General features: G+C 71.7%; 17 protein-coding genes and 1 pseudogene. 5 read left to right on the top strand and 13 right to left on the bottom strand.

Annotation, left to right across the window (positions count from 1 at the left end; all coding sequences use genetic code 11):
- The first annotated feature begins 113 nt into the window (after positions 1–113).
- The gene (locus tag AB0J46_RS38195; RefSeq protein WP_364339306.1) at positions 114–788 is read left to right on the top strand and encodes an alpha/beta hydrolase; all 675 of its coding nucleotides are present in this window, start codon (positions 114–116) and stop codon (positions 786–788) included.
- A 78-nt stretch (positions 789–866) separates the two neighbouring features.
- Here AB0J46_RS38195 and AB0J46_RS38190 read toward each other — a convergent pair whose 3' ends face one another.
- Positions 867–2,474 (bottom strand): histidine kinase, encoded by a 1,608-nt coding sequence (locus tag AB0J46_RS38190; protein ID WP_364339304.1) that lies wholly within the window; start codon positions 2,472–2,474, stop codon positions 867–869.
- Positions 2,475–2,680: 206 nt separating this feature from the next.
- Between AB0J46_RS38190 and AB0J46_RS38185 the strand changes: the two genes are divergently transcribed.
- Positions 2,681–3,697 carry a nuclear transport factor 2 family protein gene (locus AB0J46_RS38185; RefSeq protein WP_364339302.1) on the top strand — a complete coding sequence of 339 codons (1,017 nt, stop codon included), beginning with the start codon at positions 2,681–2,683 and terminating at the stop codon, positions 3,695–3,697.
- 18 nt (positions 3,698–3,715) lie between these two features.
- On the opposite strand, the gene AB0J46_RS38180 is transcribed toward AB0J46_RS38185, so the two are convergent.
- From AB0J46_RS38180 to AB0J46_RS38155, 6 genes are all read right to left on the bottom strand, one after another.
- Entirely contained in the window at positions 3,716–7,456 is a 3,741-nt protein-coding gene (locus AB0J46_RS38180) for a GDSL-type esterase/lipase family protein (RefSeq protein WP_364339300.1), read from the bottom strand.
- 53 nt (positions 7,457–7,509) lie between these two features.
- The gene (locus AB0J46_RS38175) at positions 7,510–9,897 is read right to left on the bottom strand and encodes a S8 family serine peptidase (protein WP_364339298.1); all 2,388 of its coding nucleotides are present in this window, start codon (positions 9,895–9,897) and stop codon (positions 7,510–7,512) included.
- Positions 9,898–9,934: 37 nt separating this feature from the next.
- The gene (locus tag AB0J46_RS38170) at positions 9,935–10,945 is read right to left on the bottom strand and encodes a hypothetical protein (protein WP_364339296.1); all 1,011 of its coding nucleotides are present in this window, start codon (positions 10,943–10,945) and stop codon (positions 9,935–9,937) included.
- On the bottom strand, positions 10,942–11,535 hold the full coding sequence (locus tag AB0J46_RS38165) for an RICIN domain-containing protein (protein ID WP_364339294.1): 594 nt from the start codon (positions 11,533–11,535) through the stop codon (positions 10,942–10,944). Before AB0J46_RS38165 ends, AB0J46_RS38170 begins: the two co-directional genes overlap by 4 nt.
- A 77-nt stretch (positions 11,536–11,612) precedes the next feature.
- Positions 11,613–12,149, bottom strand: coding sequence for a hypothetical protein (locus AB0J46_RS38160; protein ID WP_364339292.1), 537 nt, complete (start codon positions 12,147–12,149; stop codon positions 11,613–11,615).
- A 374-nt stretch (positions 12,150–12,523) separates the two neighbouring features.
- A complete protein-coding gene (locus AB0J46_RS38155; RefSeq protein ID WP_364339290.1) occupies positions 12,524–12,856 on the bottom strand; it encodes an SDR family NAD(P)-dependent oxidoreductase in 333 nt (110 codons plus the stop codon).
- Between the two features lie 42 nt (positions 12,857–12,898).
- Between AB0J46_RS38155 and AB0J46_RS38150 the strand changes: the two are divergent.
- Positions 12,899–12,994 (top strand): annotated as a pseudogene (locus AB0J46_RS38150) (transcriptional regulator); the annotation flags it as partial.
- Between the two features lie 445 nt (positions 12,995–13,439).
- On the opposite strand, the gene AB0J46_RS38145 reads toward AB0J46_RS38150, so the two are convergent.
- The gene (locus tag AB0J46_RS38145) at positions 13,440–14,288 is read right to left on the bottom strand and encodes a CPBP family intramembrane glutamic endopeptidase (protein WP_364339288.1); all 849 of its coding nucleotides are present in this window, start codon (positions 14,286–14,288) and stop codon (positions 13,440–13,442) included.
- A gap of 965 nt (positions 14,289–15,253) precedes the next feature.
- Here AB0J46_RS38145 and AB0J46_RS38140 point away from each other — a divergent pair.
- On the top strand, positions 15,254–15,670 hold the full coding sequence (locus AB0J46_RS38140; RefSeq protein WP_364339286.1) for a hypothetical protein: 417 nt from the start codon (positions 15,254–15,256) through the stop codon (positions 15,668–15,670).
- Positions 15,667–18,618: a tetratricopeptide repeat protein gene (locus AB0J46_RS38135; RefSeq protein WP_364339284.1), complete on the top strand. Its 2,952-nt coding sequence runs from the start codon at positions 15,667–15,669 to the stop codon at positions 18,616–18,618. The genes AB0J46_RS38140 and AB0J46_RS38135 overlap by 4 nt, the downstream gene beginning before the upstream one ends.
- Positions 18,619–18,950: 332 nt before the next feature.
- Here AB0J46_RS38135 and AB0J46_RS38130 read toward each other — a convergent pair whose 3' ends face one another.
- The 5 genes from AB0J46_RS38130 to AB0J46_RS38110 form a co-directional block, all read right to left on the bottom strand.
- Positions 18,951–19,142 carry a hypothetical protein gene (locus tag AB0J46_RS38130; protein WP_364339282.1) on the bottom strand — a complete coding sequence of 64 codons (192 nt, stop codon included), beginning with the start codon at positions 19,140–19,142 and terminating at the stop codon, positions 18,951–18,953.
- Between the two features lie 277 nt (positions 19,143–19,419).
- Complete coding sequence (locus AB0J46_RS38125) at positions 19,420–21,060, bottom strand: carboxylesterase family protein (RefSeq protein ID WP_364339279.1); 1,641 nt, start codon at positions 21,058–21,060, stop codon at positions 19,420–19,422.
- 38 nt (positions 21,061–21,098) lie between these two features.
- The gene (locus AB0J46_RS38120; RefSeq protein WP_364339277.1) at positions 21,099–23,627 is read right to left on the bottom strand and encodes an FtsX-like permease family protein; all 2,529 of its coding nucleotides are present in this window, start codon (positions 23,625–23,627) and stop codon (positions 21,099–21,101) included.
- Positions 23,624–24,391 carry an ABC transporter ATP-binding protein gene (locus AB0J46_RS38115; RefSeq protein WP_364339274.1) on the bottom strand — a complete coding sequence of 256 codons (768 nt, stop codon included), beginning with the start codon at positions 24,389–24,391 and terminating at the stop codon, positions 23,624–23,626. The genes AB0J46_RS38120 and AB0J46_RS38115 overlap by 4 nt, the downstream gene beginning before the upstream one ends.
- Positions 24,388–24,831, bottom strand: coding sequence for a DUF1707 domain-containing protein (locus AB0J46_RS38110; protein WP_364339271.1), 444 nt, complete (start codon positions 24,829–24,831; stop codon positions 24,388–24,390). Before AB0J46_RS38110 ends, AB0J46_RS38115 begins: the two co-directional genes overlap by 4 nt.
- Between the last annotated feature and the right edge of the window lie 53 nt (positions 24,832–24,884).

Raw genomic sequence — 24,884 nt, 5'->3', positions numbered from 1 at the left:
CATATGGCACAACGATCACACCGGTCAGCCGATCAAGAGATCACTCACCCGCTACGACCACTGATCACCCCGACCCCTTGGACTCAACCATCTAGGAGCCTAGGAGTCCCTTCATGACCACCGTGATGCTGGTCCACGGCGCCTGGCACCGGCCGAGCACCTGGACGAGGCTTGAGCCCGAGTTGCACGCGCTCGGCTACGCCACGCGCACGCCCGCGCTCCCGAGCGCCGGCGAACGTCCCACCGCGGGCATGCACGACGACGCCGCCGTGCTGGCCGCGGAAATCGCCGCGGTCGAAGGCCCGATCGTGCTGCTCGCCCACTCCTACGGGGGCATCCCGACGACCGAGGCCGCCGCCGGAGCCGGCAACGTCGAGCGGCTGATCTACCTGGCCGCGTACCTGCCGGACCGGGGACAGTCGTTGTGCACCCTCCACGGCCTGCCGGACCCCGACGACACGAGCGGCCTGTTCCCCCTCATCGACCAGCCGCGCACCTCGCTCTACGGCGACCTGCCGGACGCCGAGGCCGAGGCCGAGATGAGCCGCCTGGTCAACCAGACCAGGCGGTCCTTCACGGAGAAGGCCGGCACGGCCGGCCGGCACGACATCCCCGCCACCTACATCATCACCGAGCGGGACCAGGCCGTCCCGCCCGCCTTGCAGGAGCGGATGGCAGCCCGAGCCGCCGAGATCCGCAGGCTGGCCAGCGGCCATTGTCCGTTCCTGTCCCAGCCGCACCGTCTGGCCGCTCTCGTCGACGGCATCGTGCGGTCCGCGGCCGGCTGACCTCTGCTCGCCGCGGCCTGTACGCCGACCGGGAGAGAGGCTCGGCGCTGAGCACGCCCGATCTCCAGGCCGGGCGGATCACGCCGCGTGCCTGGTGGGCAGCAGGGCGGTCAGCAGCCAGCCGCCGTCCTCGGCCGGGCCGGCGGTGAGGGTGCCGCCGAGCGCGTGGGCGCGTTCGCGCATGCCGCGCAGCCCTTGCCCGGAGGAGGGCAGGCTGAGCACGGCGGCGGGTGGGGGGCCGTTGCGCACCTCGACGGCCAGCTCGCCGGGGGCCGCGGTGAGGCTCACCCGCACCCGGGTGCCCGCCCCCGCGTGTTTGAGGACGTTGGTGAGCCCCTCCTGGACGATCCGGGCGGCCGAGGCGCGGGCCATCAGAGGCGCCCGCGCCACTTCGGGGCCGATGTCGAGCTCGACGAGCAGCCCCGCCGCGCTCATGCGTTCGGCCGACTGGCGCATCACGGTGGCCGGGTCGGCCAGCAGGTCGGGCTGCTTGTCGGGGTCGCGCAGCAGGTCGAGCAGGCCGCGGAGGTCTTCGAGCACCTGGTGGCCGGCGTCATGGATGTCGGTGAGCGCCTGGCTGGAGGGCCCGCCGGGGTCGGAGTAGCGGGCGGCGCCGGCTCGCAGGACCATGGCGCCGACGTGGTGGGCGACGATGTCGTGCATCTCGCGGGCGATGCTCTCGCGCTCGGCCAGCTGGTCGGCGCGCACCTGAGCCAGGGCGCGTTGTTGCGACTCGCGACGGCGCAGCCGTTCCGCCTGGCTCGCGGCCTGCCGGGCCCGCAGGTAGCGGCCGCTCGCCACGGGGGCCACGACGAGCGTCATCAACGCCAGGACCCGCGTCGGCTGCCTCTCGGCGGCCGGCCCGGCGTGGGCCATGGCGGCGGTGAAGGCGGCGATGGCGAGAACGGCGACGAGGTGGACGACGAACGTCCAGAGCCAGGAGGCCACCCGCATGGCGAACACGCCCACGGTGACCAGGACGAGCATGACACAGGTGGCCGTCGCCTTCTCGAAGTACTGGTCGGCCAGCAGCATGAGGACGACCTGAAGGACGAACACCAGCCCCGGCAGCCGCCGCGCGACGCCCAGGGACAGGCCCGCGAGCACCACCAGCGACGCGGTGACCCAGACCGGCCCGCCGGCGGTGTCCCAGCCCGTCCAGGTGTTCAGGACGGTCAGGGTGAGCCCGCCGCCGGCCAGCAGCACGTCCGGAGTGACGTCGCGCTCGGGTAGGCGTCCGGCCGGGCCGCGCAGGTAGACGCCGATCAGGACGGGCACCACGACGGCTCCGGCGCAGTACCACCAGGCGTTGGCCGTGAAGGGGTGGCCGGGATCGGCCAGGTTGACCGCGGTGGCCACGCCCACGACCAGGGCCGAGCAGGACACGGTGAGCGGCCGCGTCCTGTGGGCGACGACGCCGAGGGCCGCCAGGAGCAGGATCTGCACGGTGTTGACGGTGAACGCGCCGAGCTGGTCGGTGAGGACGAGCAGCCCCGCCAGGTAGCCGGTCACCGCCACCGGCCACCGCCGCAGGAACCCCATGGGAGCCCCGGCCAGCACGGAGAAGGCGCCGCAGATCACCACGGGCGCCGACGCGGTCCCCCAGGTGTGCCAGGTGGTCAGGACGTCGAAGCCGATGGCGGCCGTCACCAGCAGGACATCCAGCGCCTTGCCACGCCATCGCATGCGTCAACGGTATCCAGGCAGATCCGAAGATCGATACTCCCGTAGGAGGAGACCCTCTCCTCCTACTGGCCGATCGAGCCGGCGCCGGCCGAACGCCCGGTGCGCCGGCGCGCGGCACGCCCGGCTACCGTCACGTCGACAGATTCGTCACGCAGCGGATCAGCCTAATTTCGGTGTCACCTGAAAGAACATCGAAAGGGCTGGTCATGAAGACGACGCGGTTGGCGGGGATGGGTCTCGCGGTCGGCACGATGCTTGCGTTGTGCACGATCGCGAGCCCGGTTCAGGCCACTGAGGAGGGCTGGGACCGGGCGGCCGGCTGCGCCGACGCGCGGGCGGAGGTCTCCTCCATCAGCGGCTGGGTGTCGCCCAACGCCTGCACGTTCATCAAGCGGCAGATCACGTTCGGCAAGGTCACCACCCCTGACCGGGTGGGCGCCTATGTCGACATCTGGTCCAAGGACGCGACGCTGTGGGAACCGGCGAAGGCGAGCACTCCGCTGCTCCAGGGTGAGGAGGCCATCAGAAGGTCGATCAGCGGAACGCTCAGCCTGATGCCCGACTTCCGGTTCCGAGGGACGCGCGTCGCGGTGAACGGTCCCGCCGTGATGTTCGAAGCGCGCAACGAGGCCACGGTCAAGGGACACGAGGTCGCCTACGACGCGGTCTACCGGGTCCAGCTGACCGACGGCGGCAAGGTCGTGCAAGGACGCCGCTACTACGACCGGCACACCCTGTTCAGGCCCCTCGCCCCCGAGCTGCCCGACCTGTTCGCCGGCATCGCCGACGGCGGCGCCCCCGACCAGGTCCGCAGGCCGGTCCTCGGCCCCGACGAGCTCGTCGCCCGCGCCAAGGCGTGGAACGACGAGGACGCGCAGGCCCTGACGGCGCGGCTCACCGGTGCGCCGCTGTCCGCCCCCGGCCTGAACGGCGGCACGCTGCGCACCACGCAGGGCAAGCTCGCCTACCTGAACAGGTTCTTCGCACAGGTCAGCGACGTCCGGCTGGAGCCGGGGCAAGCCGTGAAGGTGAACGGCGCGACCTACCTGGAATGGCACGGCACGCTGCTGCCCAAGGGCCAGGCCGAGGCGATCAGCTTCGGCGTCGTCGAGCGCGTCGACGACACCGGCGGCGTCTCGAACGGCTGGACCCTGACCTTCGACCAGCTGCCGCTCGTCGCCGACGAAGCCGAGATCGCCGAGCTGTACGGCAGGCTCAGGTAGCGATCGTCTCAGGCTGGGTCAGCCGTTCAGTACGGATTGCACCAGTGCGGCGTACGCTCGCTGGCCCGCGGGGTTGGGGTGGTAGGAGGCTCCGTTTGTGGTGATGTCGATCGCCCGCACGTACGGGTCGTTGTCGCAGATCGCGTGGCCGGTGAAGGCCGGTACCGGGTCGATGAAGGAGATGTCGACCCCCTGCTGGCGCAGGCGGGCGATGACGGCCGTGCTGACGGCGTTCATCCGGTCGGTCATGTCGTTGAGCCACAGGGCGTCGAGCTGGCCGATGCGGAGGGAGCTGATGCAGGTCAGCGGCGCCTCGTTCTGCACGTTGAACAGGTGCGGGTAGCCCAGGACGATGACGCGGGCGTTCGGCGCCTTCTGGTGGATCTTGGTGAAGGTGTCGGTGAGCGGGCCGTCGAGCGCCGCGATGGCCCGTTCGGTGCTGTCGTCACGGCAGTTGAGGCCGACGGTGCAGCGGCTGATGACGTCGGAGAAGCCGGCGTCGTTGCCGCCGATCGACAGGGTCACCAGGTCGGTGTCGGCGTCCAGGTAGCCCTGGTCGATCTGCGGCGGCTCGCCGTTGGCGTACGCGTCGCCCGCGACGTGCTTGGTCTGGGCGCCCGAGCAGGCCAGCAGGGCGAAGCCGGTGGTGCCGTTGCCGGTGCGCGCCTCGCTCTCGATGGTGGCGGACGAGCCGGGCCATTTGATCATCCGCGCGTAGGCGTCGGCCTTGGACCGGTGGCAGGTCGAGCCGCGGGTGCCGAGGGTGAAGTTGCTGGTCTCGTCGTACGGCTCGTTGCCCTGCCCGGCCGAGTAGGAGTCGCCGAGGCCGACATAGTCGACCTTGGGCTTGCTCGTCGGGATGAAGGCCATGGCGTCGAAGGCGATGTCCCAGTCCCAGTTGCGGCCCTCCTCGCGCCTGGTCAGGTTGCTGAGCGACACACTGGCGCCCGAGTTGAGGTTGAACACGCCGAGGTCCACCCAGGTGTTCTTCTGCCAGTACTGGCCCACGACCCGGTGCCGGGTGGGGGCGTTGCCGCCGGGATCGATGACGTAGTCGGCGAGCTGGGTGTGCGCGCCGATCTCCGGGATGTGCACCTTGATGCGCGTCCACCCGGTCATGGAGCTCGGCGGGCGCCAGATGCCGGTGACGCCGAACTTCAGCTGGCCGACGTTGGTGGCGTCCCTGGTGTGGGTGAACCAGAAGTGGTCGCCGAAGCCGCCGCCGAGCTGGTGGAAGTCGACTCTGGAGACGTAGGGCGCCGGCTCGGTCTCGTTGAAGTACAGCGTGAACGAGCCGTAGTTGCCCCAGGTCCTGCTGCAGCCCGAGCGCACGATCGGCACCGAGGACGGCACGTCGTCCACGACGTAGGCGTTGGCCGGGATGCCGCTGAGCGAGCAGTTGGGCGCGTAGTGGGTGCCGTCGGGTTGCTCGGGATAGGAGGTGTCGAAGCGCAGCAGCTCGTGGCCGCACACGCCGCTGCCGCACATCCGGTACCACGTCGGGGTGTGCCACCAGCACTTCAGGTCGTACTGGCCGGAGGCGTCCTTGTGCTTGCACGGCGCTGCCGCGTCGCCCGGGTCGCAGTCGTTCTTGCCCGGCTCGCAGAAGGACGAGACGAGCGGCTTGGCGGCGTTGCGGTCGTCGACGCTGACCCACCAGGCGGGACGGAAACCGGGGCCGTCAGGGGTGGAGATGGAGTAGGCGGCGAAGCCGATGACCTTCTCCTCGTACGGCCACAGCTGCGGCTCCGCGGGGTCGTGCGGGTTGCTGTTGAAGAAGTGGCGGTTGGCCGGGTAGACGGGGTTGGCGGGGTTGTTGGCCCAGCCCACCCCCCACGGCGAGCCGTCGTGCTGGTCGGGGTGGAAGCCCGAGTTGTAGGCCCAGATGGCGAAGATCCAGTTCTCCAGCCACGCCGAGTCGCCGTTGCTGTGGATCAGGCCGGCGTTGCGCGTCTGGTTCCACTTGTCCTGCAGGATGCGCAGGCCGGCGGCCATGTTCGTGGCGTAGTCGACGGCGATCTCCCGCTGCTGCCAGGCGGGCAGCGCGACCTCGCAGAAGTTCTCGTCCGGCTTGCAGGGACGCTCGTGTCCCTGCTTGCGCATGCCGTCGGTGATCTGGGTGATGCCGTACCCGCAGTCGCTCTTGTCCCAGTTGATCACCCAGTCGTCGGAGGGGTCGTCGTTGTAGAGCTCACGGCCGTAGTAGTTGCCGATCAGCGGGTTGCCGGTGCTTCCCGGCAGCACGTGCCCCGTGGCCTGCCAGAGGTTCGTCTCCTGCGACATGATGCCGAGGAACACCTGGACCGGGACCCGGCCGCCGCCCGCCAGGGAGAGCGGCGGGAACTCGCCCTGCGGCCGCCACTGCGTCAGGCCCGACTGCTTCCAGCCGGTCGGGCGCAGCATCGTCAGGTTGCCGACCACCGCCTGGTCGGCCGCCCACTCCACCTGGCGCGGCGTCGGCTGGTACACCTGCGTGTACGGATCGTTGCGCGGCACGGAACAGTAGGCGCCGGTGTCGACGGTGCCGGTCATCGACGTGGCGGCCGTCACCGCGAGGGAACCGGCGGCGGCGCCGGTGTCGGGCACGCCGTCCGAGGTCCGTACCGTGAAACCGGTCTCCCGGCCGGTGGTCGTGATCCTGGTCTTCAGATGGACGACCTGGGGCTCGTCGGGGCGCTGTGACGTCATCGACCGCACCCATTCCGCGGACGGCTCCCGGCCCGATCCCATCGACGGCCGCTGCTGCGGCAGGACGGCCAGCCGCCCGTGCGAGGAGAGCCGGGCCGTGGCGGGGACGTCCACGCGGGTCACCGGGGCGGGCAGCGGCCGCGCGGTCGTGACGCTCCCCGTCAGGAACACCTTGCCGCCCGTGCCGGCGCGCACGTCGACCTCGGTGAGCGGCCCCGAGGCCAGCTCCGCCGCCTCGCCCCCGGCGACGGGCACGCGGCGCACGCGGGCGACGTCCCCCTGGTGCTCCATGAAGACCACGCCGCCGCCGGCGTCGGCGGCCAGCCTGAACGGCACCGACGCCGCCCTGGCGAGATCGCGCGGCTTCCCGCGCGCGGGAAGGAACCGCAGGCTGCTGCCGGCGGCGGCCACGATGCCGCCGTTCACGGGGATGGCGGACGTGATCTGCCCGGCCTGCTCGACGGGCGCGGCCATCCGTCCCGAGGCCGCGTCGAGCACGGACAGCCGGGTGCGCGCCGGTGGGCCGCCCGGCTGGTCCCCTCCCCTGGCCTGCGTGATCACGCTGCGCTCTCCCTGGCCGCAGCCGGGGTTGAAGTAGGCGAGCGAGGAGTGGATCGGCAGCTTGGTGACCTTGCCGGTGGGCACGTCGATGAGCGCGGTGAAGGCCCCGCGGTCGAACAGGTCCGCCTGGTTGGTGAAGGCGCGCGGCGCGTACACGGCCACCGCCTTCCTGCCGGAGGCGGTGAAGCAGACGTTGCCGATCCAGCGGTCGGTCTCGAAGCCGGGCTCGCTCAGCGTCGCCAGCGTGCGCCAGGTGTAGCCGGTGCGTTCCTCGGCCGTCAGCAGGTGGAAGCCGGTCGCGTCGCCCTCGGTGGTCCAGGCGAGGTCCGGCGAGGTACGCCAGTCCGCGGCCAGCACGCGGTCCCGCTCGGCCGGGGCCACCGACGAGGAAGGCTCCTGCGGCGGCGGGGTGTCCGGCGGAGCGGCCGCGCCCGCCGGGACGGTCAGCCCGGCCGTGAGCAGCGCGACGGCCGCGCCGATGCCGAGCGCTCTGATCGTGGATCTGTTCATGACGGGCTCCAAGGGGGGTGGCGGATGGCCGGCGGAACCGCAGAACCTGGAGGTCAGCCGGTGAAGCAGGCGTAGACGTCCACCGAGATCTTGACCGGGGAGGCGCCGGTGTTCCTCAGCACGACCGTGCCGTCCGGGCGGAGCGCGGCCGTGGCGAAGCCGACCGTGTTCCGGCCCGCCGTGTACGCGACCGTCCGCACGCCGGTGGCGCTGCCGGCGGGGACGACCTCGACCGTGCCGTTCGCCGTCCCGGTGGCGGTGACGGCGACGCCGACGGCCGTGACGCCCGCCGAGGGGACGTCGCCGCCGGAGGGACGCAGCACGTACGTGCCGCCGGCGGCGACCGTCACGCCGTCGCCGACCCGGACCGGGGCGATCGCCTTGACGAGTGAGGCGCGTTCGGCGGCGGTGTAGTAGCCGCTCACCTCGACCGAGACCTCGGCTGCGCCGCCGCCCAGATTGTGCAGATTGATCTTCCCGTCGGCGCCGGGCCTGACGATGGTGAAGAACTGCACGGGGGTGTTGGCGGGGTAGTCCACGTTGGCGTCGGCCGGGAAGGCGTCCCCCGCGGGATAGACCCGGATCGTGCCGGTGGAGGCGCTCTTGACCAGCACCGTCAGGGCTACGCTCTGCGGGGACGGCAGGCCGGGCGTCGTGAGTTCGAGATTCCCCAGCGCCGCGACCGGCACCCGGTCGGCGATCCGCGACGGCGCGACCGGGTGGTAGGTGCCGCCGACGTCGGACGCGGCGTGGTCGAGGGTGTAGCCGTGCACGTCGAGGTAGACGCGGACGGCCTGGCCGCTGCGGTTCTCCAGCTTGAGCGCGCCGTCCTCGCCGACCTTCGCCACGACCATGGTGGAGGCGTACCGGCTGGCGTCGTAGAACAGCACGTCACCCTTCGGTTCGGGCTCGCCGGACGGGTAGACGGCCAGCGAGCCGGTGTTGAAGAAGTCGCCCTTGGCGGCGATGTTGACCGCGACGGCGGCGATGCCGTCGGCGGGGAGCCCGGCGACGCCCGCGAGGGGGACGGTCAACGTCGAGTTCGCGCTGATCTGGACGTTGCCGAGGACGCGGGTGCGGGTCTGGAAGAGCTGGTGCGGGCCGGGGCGGGCCGCGGAGCCGAGAGCGGCCTCGTCGAGCTGGATGCGGGGAGCGGTGCCGCCGCCGTAGGCGATGGGCTTGCCGGTGTCCTTCAGCGCCGCCTCGATCTCGGCCGGCGTGGCGTCGGGACGCGCCTGGCGCAGCACCGCCAGAGCTCCGGCGACGTGCGGGGCGGCCATCGACGTGCCGCTCATGGACTGCCACCGGCCGCCCGGCACCGACGAGACGATGTCCGTCCCGGGGGCGAACAGGTCCAGCAGCGGGCCGCGATTGCTGAAGGAGGACACCTCGTCCTGGTCGGTGGTGCTGCCCACCGCGACGGCGGAGGAGACACAGGCCGGGGCGCTGACGGCGTCGGTGTAGCCGTTGTTGCCCGCGGCCACCACCGTGAGGGCCCCGGCGGCGAGCAGCCGGTCGATCGCGGGTTTGCGCGGATCGTCGTCGCACGGGGAGGTGTACCTGCCGCTGCCCAGGCTGAGGTTGACCGCGGCCACCGGGACGCCCTCGTCGATCAGCTCCAGGACCTTCTCCATCCCCGCGAGCTGGGCGCTGACGAAGCTCAGCAGGCACGGCGGCCCGGCGCTCCCGCAGTAGGAGAAGGAGTCGAACCTGCTGTAGACCTGGACGGCGACGAGGCCGGCCCCCGGAGCGACCCCGCCCGCCGCGTCGCCGGTCTCCTGCCCGGCGACGATCCCCGCCACGTGCGTGCCATGGGCGCAGTCCAGGTACGCGCACGGCCCGCTGTCGGCGTCCGCCGCTCCGGGCCCTTCCTGCTGGTCGGCGCCGTCCGGGCACAGGCTGGAGGCTCCGTAGGCGGCGTCGCTGGGCGAGAAACACGCCTCGGCCACGACGCGCCCGCCGAAGAACGGGTGATGAACCGCGACACCCGAGTCCAGGACGGCCACCGCGCCGCCCTCGCCGGTCAGCCCCGCCTCCCTGGTGCGGTCCGCGCCGATGAGGGGCACGCTCTCGGCGAGCGTGGGCGGGACCGGCACGTCCTCCGACACGCTGACCACGCCCGGCTGGGCCGCCAGCCGGTCCACCTCCGCGCGGCCGGCGCGCACGGTGAGCACCGGTAATCGCGACAGCGACTGGATCACCCGTCCGGGGCCGGCCGCGGCGGCCGCGGCGGACAGGCCGGCGCGGTCCCGCGTCACCACGTTCACCCGGACCTCGCCGCCCGCGGACAGCTTCGCCGCCAGCCCGGGATCCACGCGGGGGCCGGACGCCGCCGCCGAGGCCGCCTGCGACGGCTCGGGCGGCGCCGCGACGAGGGCCGTCATGAGGGCCGTCATGAGGGCGGCCGCGGTGATGAGGCGGCGGACCAGGGGTTGCTTCATGTGCACTCCGCTCGACGAAGGACGTGCCTCGGCAGGATCACTGGCCCGCCAGTACCGCCTTGGCACGCCGCACCCAGGTGGTGAAGACGGACAGCGACTCGGTCAGCGCCTGCCGCTGGTCGCGGACCATGACCTCTTCGTAGGCGCGCTTCGCCGCGCGGTACGTCGGCAGCAGGCCGGCGCCGTCCGCGCAGGCGGCGTCGTCGGCCGCGACCTGCTTCTCCGCCTGCGTGGCGGCCACGCCGGGCTCCCGGCCGGCCCAGCGCAGGTCGGCGCGGGCGCTCATCGGGCTGTCGTAGGCGTACCCCTTGGCCGTCATGCAGCTCACCCACTGGTTCAGGGCCCGTGCGACGGCGGTGTGCTCCAGGGCGAGGAAGCTCGCGTCGTCGGCCAGCAGCCGGGGGTCGGCGGCCAGCGCGTGGTCCTGGCCCAGGACGCTGGTCTCGCCGCTGGTCGCGCAGCCGCCCTGGGGGATGGACTCCCCCGGCCCGGTCGTGGCGGCCGTGCCGTCGTAGGCCGCCATCTCCTCCGCCGTGGGCGCACGCTGGTCGGCGGGCTCCGCGGCGGCGGCCGCCACGGCCGGGTCGAGCGCGGGCCTCGGGTATCCGGACCGGGAGGCCGCCGTCGCGTCGAGGGGTTCGATCAGGTCGGCCTCGACGTAGTCCTCGGGGTTCCAGTTCCGCACGACGCCCGCCGTCCAGGCGGAGAAGCCGAGCGACTGCATGCACGTGGCGGTCGCGGCGTCCTTGGCCAGGTCGATGGTGTGGATGTCGGCCATGGACGTCATGTACGGATCGAGCGGCATCGGCAGACCCGGATCCGACGGGACGGCGGTGAGCGCCGGCTCCGGGATCGGGGACGGCTCCGGTCCGAGCGTCCCCGTGGGCCCGGGAACCGGCAGCACCTCGCCCGTGGTGGGCAGCGGGTCCGGGTCGAGGGTCGGGGAGGCGGCCGAGCTGTACGCGGCCGGCTGGAGGTTGACCGCGGCGATCCCCATGGTCAGCAGGACGGCCCCGGCGGCCAGCAGCGGTGGTGTGCCCTTTCTCATTTGCCGTTCCTCCTCCAGAAGCACTCGCCCTTGCCGATCCATCTGCCCTCGGTGCAGTAATCGCGCGAGTAGAGAATGACGTTGGAATAATGGAAGGGCTGCAGCACGCCCAGGGTGTCGTGCCATCTGTCGCCCCGGCAGCCTTGCCAGTTGTACCAAATGAGGAATCGGCGGTTGTAGATGCGGCTGTAGACGCTGCGGCCCTTCCACTGCTGCTGCAGCCCGCCCCACCAGCTCCATTGCGTGACCGGGCACGCGGCGCCGTTGTAGGCGGGGGTGAAGGCCGAATTCCAGCGGTCCATCGATTTGCCGCTGTTCACGTTGCGGACGCGGTAATAGCCGGCGCTGGTCTTGGTGTCCTTCCACAGCTGGTTCTTGGCGCCGTTGTAGGGCCAGACGGAGACGATGCCGCCATTGGCCTTCGATTTCTTGTAGACCTCCAGATACTGGCGCGTGTATTCGTTCTGCCAGCGGTATGTGCCGTCCGCGTGCGCGGCGGCGGGGAGGACGGCCGCCACGGTCGCGACCGCGGCGGCGACCGTCACCGCGGCCCGCGTGGCCGTGCGGACGGCGGGACGAGAGCCTTTCATCGTGTGGATCTCCCTTCTGTGCGGAAGGTGCGAGGGGTTTCGGCCGGCAGGGGGACGTACCGGCCGGCGGCGGCTGCTCACGAACCCTGGACGTGCCACCATCTCGTGCACCTCCAGCTGCTGCCGCCCTTCACGCAGGCCCTGAAGTAGCGGCCGGTCACCTCGTTGACGCCGCCCGTGGTCCCGCTGCTCGCGCCGCTGGGGATCGTCTTGTGGCAGGCGTGGTAGGAGGAGCCGCCGGTGTCGGACCAGTCGAGCGAGACCTTGTCGCCCGATCGCAGGCCGCTGCCCCAGGCCCACCAGATGCTGGAGTTCCACGTACCGCTGTAGAGGCCCGCCCCGCCGCGAGAGGTCCCGGCCACGTACTCCAGCCGGGACCTGTCGCCCTTGGCGGGGTAGTAGTCGTACGGGTTGTAGTTGGGCCCGCAGGAGTAGTTGATCAGTCCCGCCGCGTGGACCTCCTCCGAGATGATCACGTCGCCGTCGTCGGTCGCCGGCTCGCGGGACGGGGTCGGCGACGGCTGGGGCGAGTGGGCCAGCGCGGGCGGCGTGGTGAGGAGAGCGGCGGCGGCCACGCCGAGTACCAGGGCGGAAGCGACTCGTACTGCTTTCACGTGTTGTCACCTTTCGGAGGGCTGGATGCCGCGCCTCGACGTCCGAGCGCGGGCGCGGCACCCGTCGCCGCGGGTGAAGGACGGGCACGTTCGCCCGGATCTGCCTGACGGTCGGTCGAGGAACCGCTTCGAGGTGAGTTCAGGCCGGTGAGGCGGGGGGCCGGCCCGCCGTACGCGATGCGGCGGGCCGGTCGTTCGTGCGCCAATGTATCCACGGGCAGTCTTGACTGTCGTCAATCAGCCGATGGACGTACGCCTCCACCCACCGCAGTAGCCCCTGCCGCCGTGTCAACCAGCGTCGTATTCCTCACCCCGGGTCCCGGGTGGCGCCCGGCCCGGCCCCGTGGCCGGGTTCACCGGGCTGCCCGCCCGAGTCAGACGGGCTGGCCGATCGGACGGATCGTCACCTTGTTGAGGTCGACGCCCGCCGGCTGGCCGAGCGCGAAGGCGATCGCCTCGGCCACCGCGTCGAGCGACCCGGAGCGCGCCACCGTGCTGGTGACCGCCGTGTTCGCGGACTCCCGGTCGGAGGCATCCGCCACCAGGCCCAGGACGCGGTCCGCGTGACCGGCGTCGTCGGGGAAGCCCTTGAGCCGGCCGGGGTCGCGCCCGGTGACGGCGACCCGGTGGCCACGCGCGAGCAGGAGCCGAGCGGTCGCGGCGCCGATCCCGCTCGTGCCACCGGTGATCAGGACCGTCTTTCCCACGACCGGCGATGCGCCGGAGTCAGTGAGTGAGGTGTGCACGCGCCCGGCCCGCGGCGCCGCGTCCCCGGGCTGCGTCGAGACGAGGTCTCCGTTCTGGCCGGCGCCTCGGTGGAGTATTACACCGAGCTCGAACGCGGCCCCGGCTCGCCGCCCTGTCCGCGCACCACGGCCGCGCGGCGAGCTTCAGCGGCACGGACGGAGGATGCGCATGGGGAGTGACGCCACATGCCCGGCATGAAGCTTTATACACTAGAAACCGATGATACGCGGCGGCTCGGCCCCTACCGGCTGCTGCGGCGGTCGCCACGGGTGGCATGGGCCGCATCCATCTCGCCCGCCAGGAGGCACCCGGAACCGCCGCCGGAGACGGGCCGGAGCTCACCGTCCCGGAACCGCTCGGCTCCGCCTCGTACCAGGCATGACGAGTTTGGCCTCCGGCGCTGTCGCGGTCAGGCGGCGCTGAGATGCGCGGCTCGTCCGGTCCCAGATGGTCGGTCAACCAATGATCGTCCTCCTCCGCCGTGGTCGCCGGGCCGCGCCCGGCCTTGGGCGGAGGCGAGCTCGACGCCGCGTGATCACCGCCTCACGATTTTTCGCTGCCCTGCCCAAGCAGCCCGGCCTCGCGAGAATCGCGGACGAGCCGCGTCCGGCTCGGGCGCATCAGCCACACGGCGGCGGCCAGCGTGAGCATCCAGCCGATCACCTCGATGAGCAGGTGATCCGTGGCGTCGGGGACGGATTGCAGCAGGTACACGCGGACGCTGTTGATCGCCCCGTGCGTCAGGACCGCGGGCCAGACGCTCCCCGACCGCCGGCGAAGCGCGAGCAGCAGCGGCGCCCACGGCAGCATGCCCGCGAAGTAGATGACGATGTCCCAGAGGGGGCGATCACCGATGACGGCGAGGACCGGCAGGTGCCAGACGATCCAGACCAGACCGCTGACCAGGGCCAGCGGCCAGAATCCCCATGACGCGGCGCGCGTCGCCAGCCAGCCGCGCCAGCCGAACTCCTCGCCGATGGCGAAGACCGACTGCATGAGGAAGACCGGAACGATCCATATGGTCGCCGCGAAGATCTGGTCAAGCGGGTTGAGCTGCCAGATCCCCGATGCCAGTGCGATGGCGGTCTGGATCGCGGCGATCGCGGCGATGAGGCCGATGCCGATGCCGGCCCACTTGGGCGTGCCGCGCCACCTTATGGCGAACGTCTCCCGGAACGTCCCGGGCCGTCGGGCAAGCCACATGATGATCGCCGCGAGCAGCGGGGATTGCTGCATGATCGGAGTGATCAGGTTGTAGAAGTCCGTCGGGACGAGCCGGAAGACCATCGGAACGGACAGCGCGAAACACAGCAGGACGGCGACCGCGAAGAACCACGTGACATCGATGGCGGTTGATCTGGCAGAACGGGAACGCGTGGAGGACGCGGTCATGCTGACCTCGTTTCGTCCGGACGCGAGGATCCAGCGGCTGCGACGCCCGGCGTGCCGTGGACGGAGCGGTAGTCCCCGGCATGGGCCGGGGCTGTCCAGCCGACGAGCATGACGACGCTGAGAGGTATGAGACATAGGAAACGCACAACGTCGAAGCTAGGCCGGAGGAATCGGCCCGGCCTCACCCGAAGGGGTGAACCTGGTACCGCCCGTCAGGATGGAATCCGTGGCGAGCGACGAGCCCCGTTCTCGTAGGCGTAGATCACCACGTGCCCACGGTCACGCAGGTCCAGCTTCTGCATGATGGCCCGGACGCTGCGACGCCCGGGCCAGGGTGGCACCGCCGCGCAGCCTGGTCCGAAGCCGCCGCTGCGTCATGCCGCAGTCCAAGCGCACATCGACCGGGCCCTGCACATAGGGTCGGCACGTCGGTGTCGGCTCGCCAGACCGAAGGCAACCTGCCCGCTTCCAGTCCATCGCGCCGCGCGATGAACAGCACCAGACGCCCGCCTCGGGACGATGATCAGGACATCCGGACGGTCACAGCCGCGCCCGCCGCCGAGCCAGTTCGCCGCCGAGAAGGCCCCTCTCACCGACGATGACGACCCTCATGGCAGGTCACCAGAATTGACCGTCCCTCGGGACGTCATGGGGCCTGGCCTGGATCTCGCCGGCCGGATGGTGCGGCGGACCGGGCTTTCAGCAGGCGGTGGGCTGATCAGGTGTCCGCTCTGGAGCGCGCCGGCGAATCGCAGGTGTCGCCGGTGCGCTCCAGTTCCCCCCAGCGACCGCGCCCACACGTCCAGCTCGATCGGCATCCGAAGTGCGCTCGACTGCCGTGAAGACGCCGACGTGCTCGACCTCGTGCACGGCCCCGCGGGGTGCCACCCGCCGTCGGCGGCTGGCCAACGGCTGCGGCTGGTTCTACGGTGAGGGTCCGTCCTTCGACCATGAGGGGGATCAGCGTGGATCCGATCGTTTTGGCCGCCGGCACCGCGCTGGTGACCGCCATGGCCACCGATGCCTGGCGGTCGGCACGTGATGGCGCGGTGACGTTGTGGCGCAAGGTCCGGCCCGAGCAGGCCGAGATCGTCGAGGCGGAGCTGGTCGAGGTGCGCGAGCAGGTGCTTGAGGCCCGCCGACAAGGTGATGCCGACACCGAGCAGGCGCTGGCCGGGGCTTGGCAGGTTCGGCTGCAGCAGCTGCTGCGCGTCGATCCGTCGCTGGCGGGCGAATTGCAGCGGGTGCTGGATGAGGTGCTTGACCCGGCCCTGGCACCGGCCGACAAGGAACGGATCGGCTCACTGGTGATGAAGGCGAAGGCCGACGGGCACGGCCGCGTCTATCAGGCCGGCCGCGACCAGACCATCCACGAGCGGTGACCTCGCCCTCTGGAGGCCCCGACGAGCGTGAGCACCAGCCGCAGATCCGGCTGGAGGCCACTGCTTCCGGACATGCCCGCGTGTACCAGGCTGGGCGTGACCAGTTCATCAGCGAGACGGTGCTGCCCGAGGTGGTGCTGCGGCCGGTCACCGAGGTGGCCGCGCCGCCGCGGCTGGTGAATCTGCCGCGGCGCACGCGCACGTTCGTCGGGCGCGACGACGAGCTGGCCGCGCTGGCGACGGCGTTGCGCGGTGGGGGTGAGGTCGTGGTGGCCGCGGTGCACGGGCTGGGCGGGGTGGGCAAGTCCACGCTGGCTGCCCATTACGCGCTTGCGCAGGCCGGCGGGCGGCCCGTGCCAGGACAGGAATCTGAGGCCGGCAGCGGGCTGAACCCCGTGTGGTGGATCACCGCCGACTCCCGCCCGGCGGTGGAGGCCGGCCTGGCCGGCCTGACGGTCGCGTTGCAGCCGGAGCTGACCACGGTGTTGCCGCTGGAGGCGCTGGCCGAGCGGGCCACCGCGTGGCTGGCCGCTCATGACAGGTGGCTGCTGGTGCTGGACAACGTCGTCGACCCCGCCGATGTGCGGCCGTTGCTGGAGCGGACGCTGAGCGGGCAGGTACTGGTGACCAGCCGGCTGGGCGAGGGCTGGCACCATTTGGACGCCCATGTGTTGCGCCTGGACGTGCTGGGCGAGCGTGAGGCGATCGAGCTGCTGGCCCGCATCGCCACCCCGGACCTGGCCCGCGACGTGCTCCAGGCCGCCCTCGACGAGCAAGACCTGCCCGAGCACTTGGACGGGGCGATCGACCTGGTACGCGAGCTGGGGTGGCTGCCGCTGGCGATCGAGCAGGCGGGCGCGTACCTGCACCAGACCCGGCTGACCCCGCGCGCCTACCTGAACCTGCTGCGCGAACAGCCGGCGGTGATGTACGACCGGACCGCCCGCGGCGGCGACGCCGAACGCACCATCGCCCGCATCTGGCGCGTTACCCTCGACCACTTGGCCGGCACCCCGCTGACCGGCGATCTGCTGCGCATCCTGGCCTGGTGCGGCGCCGAACCGATCCCCCGTAGCCTGCTGGACGGCCTGGACACCGACGCGCCGGAGGTTCAGCACGCCGCGGGCGAGCTGGCGGCCTACAACATGATCACCCTCAGCTCCGAAACGGTCACCGTGCACCGGTTGGTCCAAGCCGTCGCCCGCACCCCCGATCGCCAGGACCCGCACCGGCAGGCGGCGGCGATCGACACCGCCCGCGCTCAAGCCACCAGCCTGCTCCATGACGCTCTCCCGAACTCGGCGAAAGACCCTGCCGGGTGGCCGACGTGGCGAGCACTCCTGCCGCACATCACCGCCCTGACCGACCGCATATCCCCCGGCGCCGAGACCAGCGACACCATCCATCTGACCAACCAGGCCGGACTCTTCCTGCACGATCAGGGCGCCGTCGACCGCGCGATCGCCTGCTTCGAACGGGCATGCACGGCGAACGAACGCATGCTCGGCGCCGACCATCCCGACACGCTGTGCTTCCGCAACAACCTGGCCGCCGCCTACCACTCAAGGGGAGAGCTGGGCCGTGCCTTCCCGTTGTACGAGCAGACGCTGACCGACCACGAGCGGGTGCTCGGCGCCGACCACCCCCGCACCCTGGCCTCTCGCAACAACCTGGCCTACGCCTGCTGGGGGACGGGTGATGTGGACCGGGCCATCGCCTTGTTCGAGCAGTCGCTGGCCGACCACGAACAGATGCTGGGCGTCGACCATTCCGACACATTTACCGCGCGCAACAACCTGGCCGCAGCCTATGAGTCCGTGGGAGAGCTGGACCGTGCCTTCCCGTTGTACGAGCAGGCGCTGGCCGACTACGAGCGGGTGCTCGGCGCCGACCATCCCGACACGCTGAACGCGCGCAACAACCTGGCCGGCGCCCATCGGGCGGCAGGCGATCTGAGCCAGGCCATCGCCCTGCACGAGCGGACGCTGGCCGACCGTGAGCGGGTGCTGGGCGTCGATCACCCCCACACGCTGATCTCTCGTACCAACCTGGCCGGCGCCCATCGGGCGGCAGGCGATCTGAGCCAGGCCATCGCCCTGTTCGAGCAGGCGCTGGCCGACTGCGAGCGGGTGCTGGGCGCGGATCATCCCGACACGCTGGTCGTGCGCAACAACCTGGCCGGCACGTACGAGTTGAGGGGTGATCTGGGCCGGGCCATCGCCCTGTTCGAGCGGACGCTGGCCGACCGTGAGCGGGTGCTGGGTACGGACCATCCCGACACGCTGGGCTCCCGTAACAACCTGGCCGGCGCCTATGAGTCGGCGGGGGACCTGGACCGGGCCATCCCATTGTTCGAGCAGGCGCTGGCCGACCACGAGCGGGTACTCGGCGCCGACCACCCTGGCACCCTGACCTCTCGCAACAACCTCGCCTACGCCTACCAGGCGGCGGGAGATCCGGGCCGGGCCATCCCGCTCTACGAGCAGACGCTGGCCGACCGTGAGCGGGTGCTGGGTACGGACCATCCCGACACGCTGGGCTCCCGCATCAACCTGGCCAGTGCCTATCGGGCGACGGATGACCTGGGGCGGGTCATTCCCCTGTCGGAGCAGACGCTGGCCGACTGCGAGCGGGTGCTCGGCACGGATCATCCCGCCACGCTGGCGTCTCGTAACAACCTGGCCGGCGCCTATCGGGCGGCGGGGAATCTGGACCGGGCCATCCCGCTGTTCGAGCAGGCGCTGGCCGACTGCGAGCGGCTGCTGGACGCCGACCACCCGGACACCCTGATCTCCCGCAACAACCTCGCCTACGCCTACCAGGCAGCGGGAGATCCGGGCCGGGCCATCCCGCTCTACGAGCAGACGTTGGCCGACTGCTTGCGGGTGCTGGGCGCCGACCACCCTACGACGAAGATAGTACGGGGCAATCTGGAGGCGCTCAGGTGAGCCCCGCGCGGCCCTCCTGCAACCGACAGCCTCCGCTCGCCGACGAGCTCGTTGATGTGCCCGCCTTCACGAAGCCGACGCAGGCCGGGGATGTGGTTGTACAGCCTCCCCGGACTGATGCCGAGCAGCTTCGCGATCTAGGTGGGCCGGTCCAGATCGCCTGGGAGCATGTTGCGTGATCTTGTCCACGGTGTACGCCGTCACAGAGGGGTCGCACCGGTAACTGCCGAATCAGGCCAGAGCCGTGGCGAACGGCACCGTCGAGGGCTCTCCTGTGAGGTTCGTCGAACCTGACGGAGCACATGCACCTCGCCGACGATGAAACGGCGAGGTCACAGGTGGTCGAGCACGTAGTTGAAGGGGTGCGGGTGGTGTTTGCCGCCGGCCGCGCAGTCACTGTCCGCGTTGTGCGGCCAGTAGAACAGCACGAAGCACCGGTCGCAGAAGCGCCAGTCGTTCTGCTGCCCCGGCCTGAGGGGTGTGTCGAACGGCAGGAAGAAGTCCTGCCCACCCGCCTCCGCCACGTGACCGGGCCGGGGCGCCGACCATGATTTCGGCGGTCGCCTTGACCTCCTTGGCGATGTCCTGCATGGATACCACGATGACCTCCTCGGTGCTCCAGCTCGTCCCCCGGACGCACGTCGGGAGAGGTCGGACTGGTACGCGACAACCGGACGGTACTTCGGAATCTCCCGTCCGGACAGATCCTCAGGAAAAGGAGGGGCCGGCCGGCGGACAGCGCTCCAGGACGGTGGCTGCCAGGCGCCGGGTCCGCCCGGTCAGCCGACCCGGCATCTGCCATCAGGTCAGGGGTTTCCAGAAGGCGCAGCGGTGCTCGCGGGCGAGGTTCACCGCGTGGATCCCGTTCCGGCCGGTGGCGAGCGACAGCACCTGGCCGCCCTGCGCGTCGTAGGGCGGCCAGCCGGTCGCCCGGTCGCCGTTGGGGTCGCCGGTGTGGGCGAAGCGGGTCCAGTAGCCGATCATCTCGTCGGAGAGCCGCCGCTGCTCCGGTGACAGGTCATGGCCGGCGTACGCGCGCGAGAACAGGTACTGGAGCTCCCCCGCGTGGTAGGCGCCTGTCGGATAGCTCTGCGGGGAAGCCTCCTTGAACCACGGCGCCGTCCGGTCCGAGAACTCGTAGGCGAAGGTGGGCACGTACCGGCCCAGCAGCCCGTTCATCTCGACCGCGGGGCAGGCCCAGGCCCAGTCGGTGAGCGTGCTCGCCATCGCCCAGCTCGTCGAGCCCTTGTAGTCGCTCAGCGGGTAGCGGCGGATCACCTTCGCGGTCTGCTTGTCCTCCAGGCCCAGGAACGTGCCGAGCACCGCGGGATAGTCCTTGGGGGCGATCGGGCCGCCCGCCTCGGCGTCGAAGCCGACCTGGAAGGTGACGTGCTCGTCCCGGGTGATGCCGTGCATGACCGGCACTTTCGCGAACGCGCCGGACCTGAGCAGGCGTACCGGATCCTGCGGAAGCACTCCGGCGCCGTAGGCCGGCGCGAGCCCGCGCGGACCGACGGCCTTCAGCAGCACGGACACCGGCTTGGAACGCAGGCAGGCAGCCGCCGTGCGAAGGTCGGCGCAGCCGGCCGCGGCGGCGATCTCGACGGCCTGCCGCTCCGCCTGCGCCCGCGGCTTGGGACGCCAGGTCTCCGCGTCCGGTCCGGCCGTGCTCGGGGCCCACGGCCAGCGCAGGGTGCACGGCCCGCTCTGCATGATGACGCGCTGGAACAGCCCTCGCGATCCCGGGGCGGTCAGGTGGACGCAGCTCGACATCCCGCCGGCTGACTCCCCGAAGAGGGTGACGTTGTGCGGGTCGCCGCCGAACGCCGCCGCGTTCGCCCGCACCCAGCGCAGCACCGCCTGCTGGTCCTCGATGCCGAAGTTGCCGGACCCGTGCCGGGCCGGGCCGCCGTTCAGCGCGGGGTGCGCCAGGAATCCGAGCGCGTTGAGCCGGTAGTTGAAGGTCACCACCATGACGTCGCCCTTGGCGGCCAGCCGTTCGGCGCCGTAGATCGCTCCGGAGCCGCCCAGGAAGCCGCCGCCGTGGATCCACACCATGACGGGCAGCTTCCCGGTGGTGCGCCTCGGCGTGGTGACGTTGAGGTACAGGCAGTCCTCGGCGGTGCTCGGCTTGTCGCCGATGAAGTCCATGACCTGGGCGCACGCGGGGCCGGGACGGGTCGCAGGGCGCACCCCCCTCCACCCGGCGGCGGGTCGCGGCGATCCCCATCTCAGCGGCCCTACGGGCGGCGCCGCGTACGGGATGCCCTGGAAGAGCCGATATTCGTCGCGCAGCACGCCGCGGACGAGGCCCGTCTGGACGCGCACCAGCGCCGGATCATCGCCGGCCCGACGGCCCGCGGCCGTCGCCGGTGGGGCTGTGGCGAGCGCGGTGACCAGGCAGGCGAGCACGGTCATGGGCGTCCGAAGGACGTTTCTCATGAGATTCCTCAATGTGGGTGAGACGGGAGAGCCCTGGCTCAGGAGGCCGGAGACCCGATCACTTCGACGGGGCCGCGCCGCATGGCGGACCGGGACGAGACGAGCGTGACCGGCACCACGATCACCACGATCACGGCGATCATCGCCGGGAGCACCCACAACGGGCCCGTCGGCACGATCGATCCGACCGCGACGGCCGTGGGAAGGACGGTGAACGCGGCGATCACCGCGCCGGCCGCCATGCTGATCGCGGCCACGACGGAGACCTCCACGAGGAGCATCCGCCGTACCTGCCGGCGGGTGGAGCCGGCCAGGCGCTGGGCGGCGAACTCCCGGCGCCGGGACAGCACGGACACGGCCATCGTGTTGACGGCGGCCACGGCGGCGTACGCGATGGCCAGGGCGGCCAGCAGGTAGCTGATCCAGGCCTGCACCCCCAGCTCCGCGGAGAACATCGCCGACAGGCGGCTCCGGTCCCCGACGGCGAGGCCCGGCCGGCCCGCCGTCTGCCGTTCGAGCCTGCTGACCAGCGTGTCCTGACCCGGGACGGCGCGTACGAGGATCGCGGACGGCAGGCCCGCGGTCGTGTGCGGGGCGAGCAGCGCGGCGGGCAGCACGACGGCGCCGTGGTCGGGGGAACTGTCGAGCAAGGCGACGACCTTCACCTCGACCGGTGTGCCGTCGCCGAGCCGTACCGTGATCCGGTCTCCCAGCCTGATGCCGAGGTCCTCCGCCTGAGCCGCGGGCAGGGCGGCGCTCTCGCCGGTGAGGTCGCGCAGCGAGCCCGAGGTGACCGCGGCGGCCAGGATCGGCGCCTCGTCCTGGACGTCGATGCCCAGCAGGGTGCCCGGGTCGCTGCCGCGGGAGTCATAGGGCTTCTCGATCCAGCCCCTGCTCGACACGAGCGGCGAGGCGCCGGCCAGGCCCGGTGTCCGGCGGATCTGTGCCAGGAGAGCGGCCGGGACGCCGGTCTCGGCGGTGATGACGGCGTCCGCCTGGAACTGCGCCGCCTGGCGGCGTACGGCGGCGTCGTCCTGGGTGGTCTGGGCGTACACGTTGCTCAGCGTGATGGCGGTGGCCAGCACGAGCGGCGTGAGCACGGATGCGAAATGCACGGCTCTGACCCGCGTGTTGATGACGGCGAGCACGCTGCCCCGCCCGCCGATCCTCCTGATGAGGGGGGCCGCCCTGCCGACCAGCCGGTCGAGGAGCTCGGGGCCGACCAGCGCGACGGCGACGCCTCCGGTCAGGACCGCCGGGCCGCCGACAGCCGAGGCGGTGTCCGGGTCCAGGAACATCGTCGTCGCGGCCAGGGCCACGGTCGCGCCTGCCAGCAGGACGGCGAGCAGCCGGCGCGTCGGCCCGACGGCCGCCGCGGGGATCGCGGCCTCGGTCAATGCCTGGACGGGCCGTACGCGGGCGGCGGGCAACGCCGCGAGTGCGGCGGCCGGCCACGGGATCAGCAGGGCCAGCAGGAGCCCGGCGGCGAACGCGATGACGCTCGGCCGGAACCGCAGCTCCGGCGGCACGACACCGCGTTGCGCGCTCAGCTCGAAGATCGAACGGCCGAGCAGGCCCCCGAGCGGTGTTCCGGCGAGTGCGGCGAGCACGGACACGATCATCGTCTCGGCCACCACCATGCGATGGACCTGCCGGGGTGTCGCGCCGGCGGACCTGAGCAGCGCCAGCTCCCGCCGCCGCCCGCGTACCGAAAGACTGATCGTCGCGGACACCACGAGTGCCATGACCACGAGCACCAGGCCGCCGAAGATGCTCGACAGCAGGATCAGGGGCAGCCGGCTCGCGGCGAGGCCGGGGAACTCGGCCCTGCCGCGATCGGCGCCGGTGAGGATCGTCAGGTCAGGGGGCAGCCGGCCCTCCAGTCGCCGCGCCAGGTCCTCGGCCGAGGTGCCGGGGGCGGGCAGCACGCCGATGACGTCGGCCGTCCCGGGGCGGGGGGAGAATCGCCTCGCGTCGGAGGCCGAGAAGAAGATCGCGAGGGTGTCGACGCGGTGTCGTGGCCGCGCGACACCGGTCACCGTGAAGGGCTGCGACTGGCCGCCGGCCACGACGTCCACCGTGTCGCCCGGCTGCTTGCCCGCCCGGCCGGCCAGGGCGGCGTCGAGCACGACCTGACCGGCGACGCGCGGCTCCGCACCCCGGATGAGCTCGTACGGGGCGAGCGCGGCCGAAGCCCACCCGTGTCCCGTCAGCGGCGTCCCCAGCAGCCGGTCGCCCACGACCACGGCCGCCGGGAAGGACACGTCCGTGATCGCCCGGCCGACGCCGGGAACGCCATGAACCTGAGCCGCCAGGGACGTGTCCACGCGCGGCCGTTCGGCGTAGGGCACGGTCTCCGACTCCTCGTCGGGCAGGTGGAAACCGGCTGATCCGGCGATGACGACGGGGGTCCCGGCGAGCCGTTGCACCGAAGCTTCGAGGCGGACGGCCGACTCGAAGAGCCCGGCGCACGCGATGAGGAGCGAGCAGCCCAGCAGCACGGCGGCGAAGGTGGCGAGGGACTGCGCGGCGCGGAAGCGCAGGCCGGCCAGGGAGAGTCTGATCACCGCCGGCCCCGCGCCGTCTCGTGCGCATTCGCCGGGGAGCCGAGCCGGGCCAGATGGTCGGCCACCTCCGCCACCGTGGGTGAGGGGAGCTCCGCCACGAACCGGCCGTCGAGGAGGAAGATCACGTTGTCGGCGTACGACGCGGCGACCGGGTCGTGGGTCACCATCACGATGGTCCGCCCGGTGCGGGCGAGGTCGCGGATCAGCGTGAGCACCTCGACCGCCGTCCGGCTGTCCAGCGCTCCCGTCGGCTCGTCCGCGAAGATCACCGGCGCTCTGCTCGCCAGCGCACGGGCGATGGCCACCCGTTGCTGCTGGCCGCCGGAGAGCTCGCCCGGCCGGTGCGTGATCCGGTCCTTGAGTCCGACCCGGCCGATGACCTCCGACACCCGGTCGGGGTCGGGGTCACGACCGGCCAGCAGGTCGGGCAGGGTGACGTTCTGGCGGACGTCGAGCGCGGGCATGAGGTTGAACGCCTGGAAGACGAAGGCGACGTGATCGCGGCGCAGGAGAGTCAGGCCGGTCTCGCTCATCCCGGTCAGCGACCGGCCGGCGAGGGTCACCGTGCCGGAGGTCGGCTCGTCGAGCCCGGCTGCGCAGTGGAGCAGCGTGCTCTTGCCCGAACCGGACGGCCCCATGACCGCGGTGAAGCTGCCCGGCGGGAAGCCGACGGACACCTCGGCGAGCGCCGTCACCGCGTTGCCGCCGTCTCCGTAGGTCTTGCGCACCCGGTCGAGGAGGACCGGCGGGTCAGCCGGCGTCATCGGGAGTCTCCCGACAGCCGGCCGCGGTACTGCCCTTCGGCGGCGAGCCACACCGCGCCCACCACGACACCGCCGACCACCACGCTCCATAACCACCACGCGTCGGCCAACCGCGCGGTGACGGCACAGATCACCAGCCAGACGACGAACTGGACAAGGACCATGCCGGACCACACCAGCGTGACGACGCTCAGCAGGCGCGGCAGGACCGTCGGCGCCACGCCCGGCAGGCCCGTCAGGGCCGCGCCCAGGGCGTCCCGCGTTCCGGCGGTGGACGCCTTGGCGTGCCGTTCGTCGGCCTGCTCTGCCGAGATCGATCCGCCGAGTCTCGCTCGGTCGATCCGGTCGGCCGCCGCCTGGCGCTCCTCCGGCGACACGGGGATCCGGCCGGGGGTGAGCAGGCGCGTCGGCAGAGTCCGTGCGCTGCTTGTGTCGCTCATTTCCGGCCTCCGGCTTCTGGGCGCGAATCAGTGCAGGACATGAAAGGTCTCCG

This window comes from Nonomuraea sp. NPDC049758 (assembly GCF_040674635.1).
GTDB lineage: Bacteria > Actinomycetota > Actinomycetes > Streptosporangiales > Streptosporangiaceae > Nonomuraea.
The sequence above is the reverse complement of the archived record's forward strand: the minus strand, read 5'-3'. Positions and strand labels throughout refer to the sequence as shown.

Coding starts and splice junctions, on each gene's coding strand:
- AB0J46_RS38195 (WP_364339306.1), top strand. CDS start 114: ATGACCACCGTGATGCTGGTCCACGGCGCCTGGCACCGGCCGAGCACC.
- AB0J46_RS38190 (WP_364339304.1), bottom strand. CDS start 2,474: ATGCGATGGCGTGGCAAGGCGCTGGATGTCCTGCTGGTGACGGCCGCC.
- AB0J46_RS38185 (WP_364339302.1), top strand. CDS start 2,681: ATGAAGACGACGCGGTTGGCGGGGATGGGTCTCGCGGTCGGCACGATG.
- AB0J46_RS38180 (WP_364339300.1), bottom strand. CDS start 7,456: ATGAACAGATCCACGATCAGAGCGCTCGGCATCGGCGCGGCCGTCGCG.
- AB0J46_RS38175 (WP_364339298.1), bottom strand. CDS start 9,897: ATGAAGCAACCCCTGGTCCGCCGCCTCATCACCGCGGCCGCCCTCATG.
- AB0J46_RS38170 (WP_364339296.1), bottom strand. CDS start 10,945: ATGAGAAAGGGCACACCACCGCTGCTGGCCGCCGGGGCCGTCCTGCTG.
- AB0J46_RS38165 (WP_364339294.1), bottom strand. CDS start 11,535: ATGAAAGGCTCTCGTCCCGCCGTCCGCACGGCCACGCGGGCCGCGGTG.
- AB0J46_RS38145 (WP_364339288.1), bottom strand. CDS start 14,288: ATGACCGCGTCCTCCACGCGTTCCCGTTCTGCCAGATCAACCGCCATC.
- AB0J46_RS38125 (WP_364339279.1), bottom strand. CDS start 21,060: ATGAGAAACGTCCTTCGGACGCCCATGACCGTGCTCGCCTGCCTGGTC.
- AB0J46_RS38115 (WP_364339274.1), bottom strand. CDS start 24,391: ATGACGCCGGCTGACCCGCCGGTCCTCCTCGACCGGGTGCGCAAGACC.
- AB0J46_RS38110 (WP_364339271.1), bottom strand. CDS start 24,831: ATGAGCGACACAAGCAGCGCACGGACTCTGCCGACGCGCCTGCTCACC.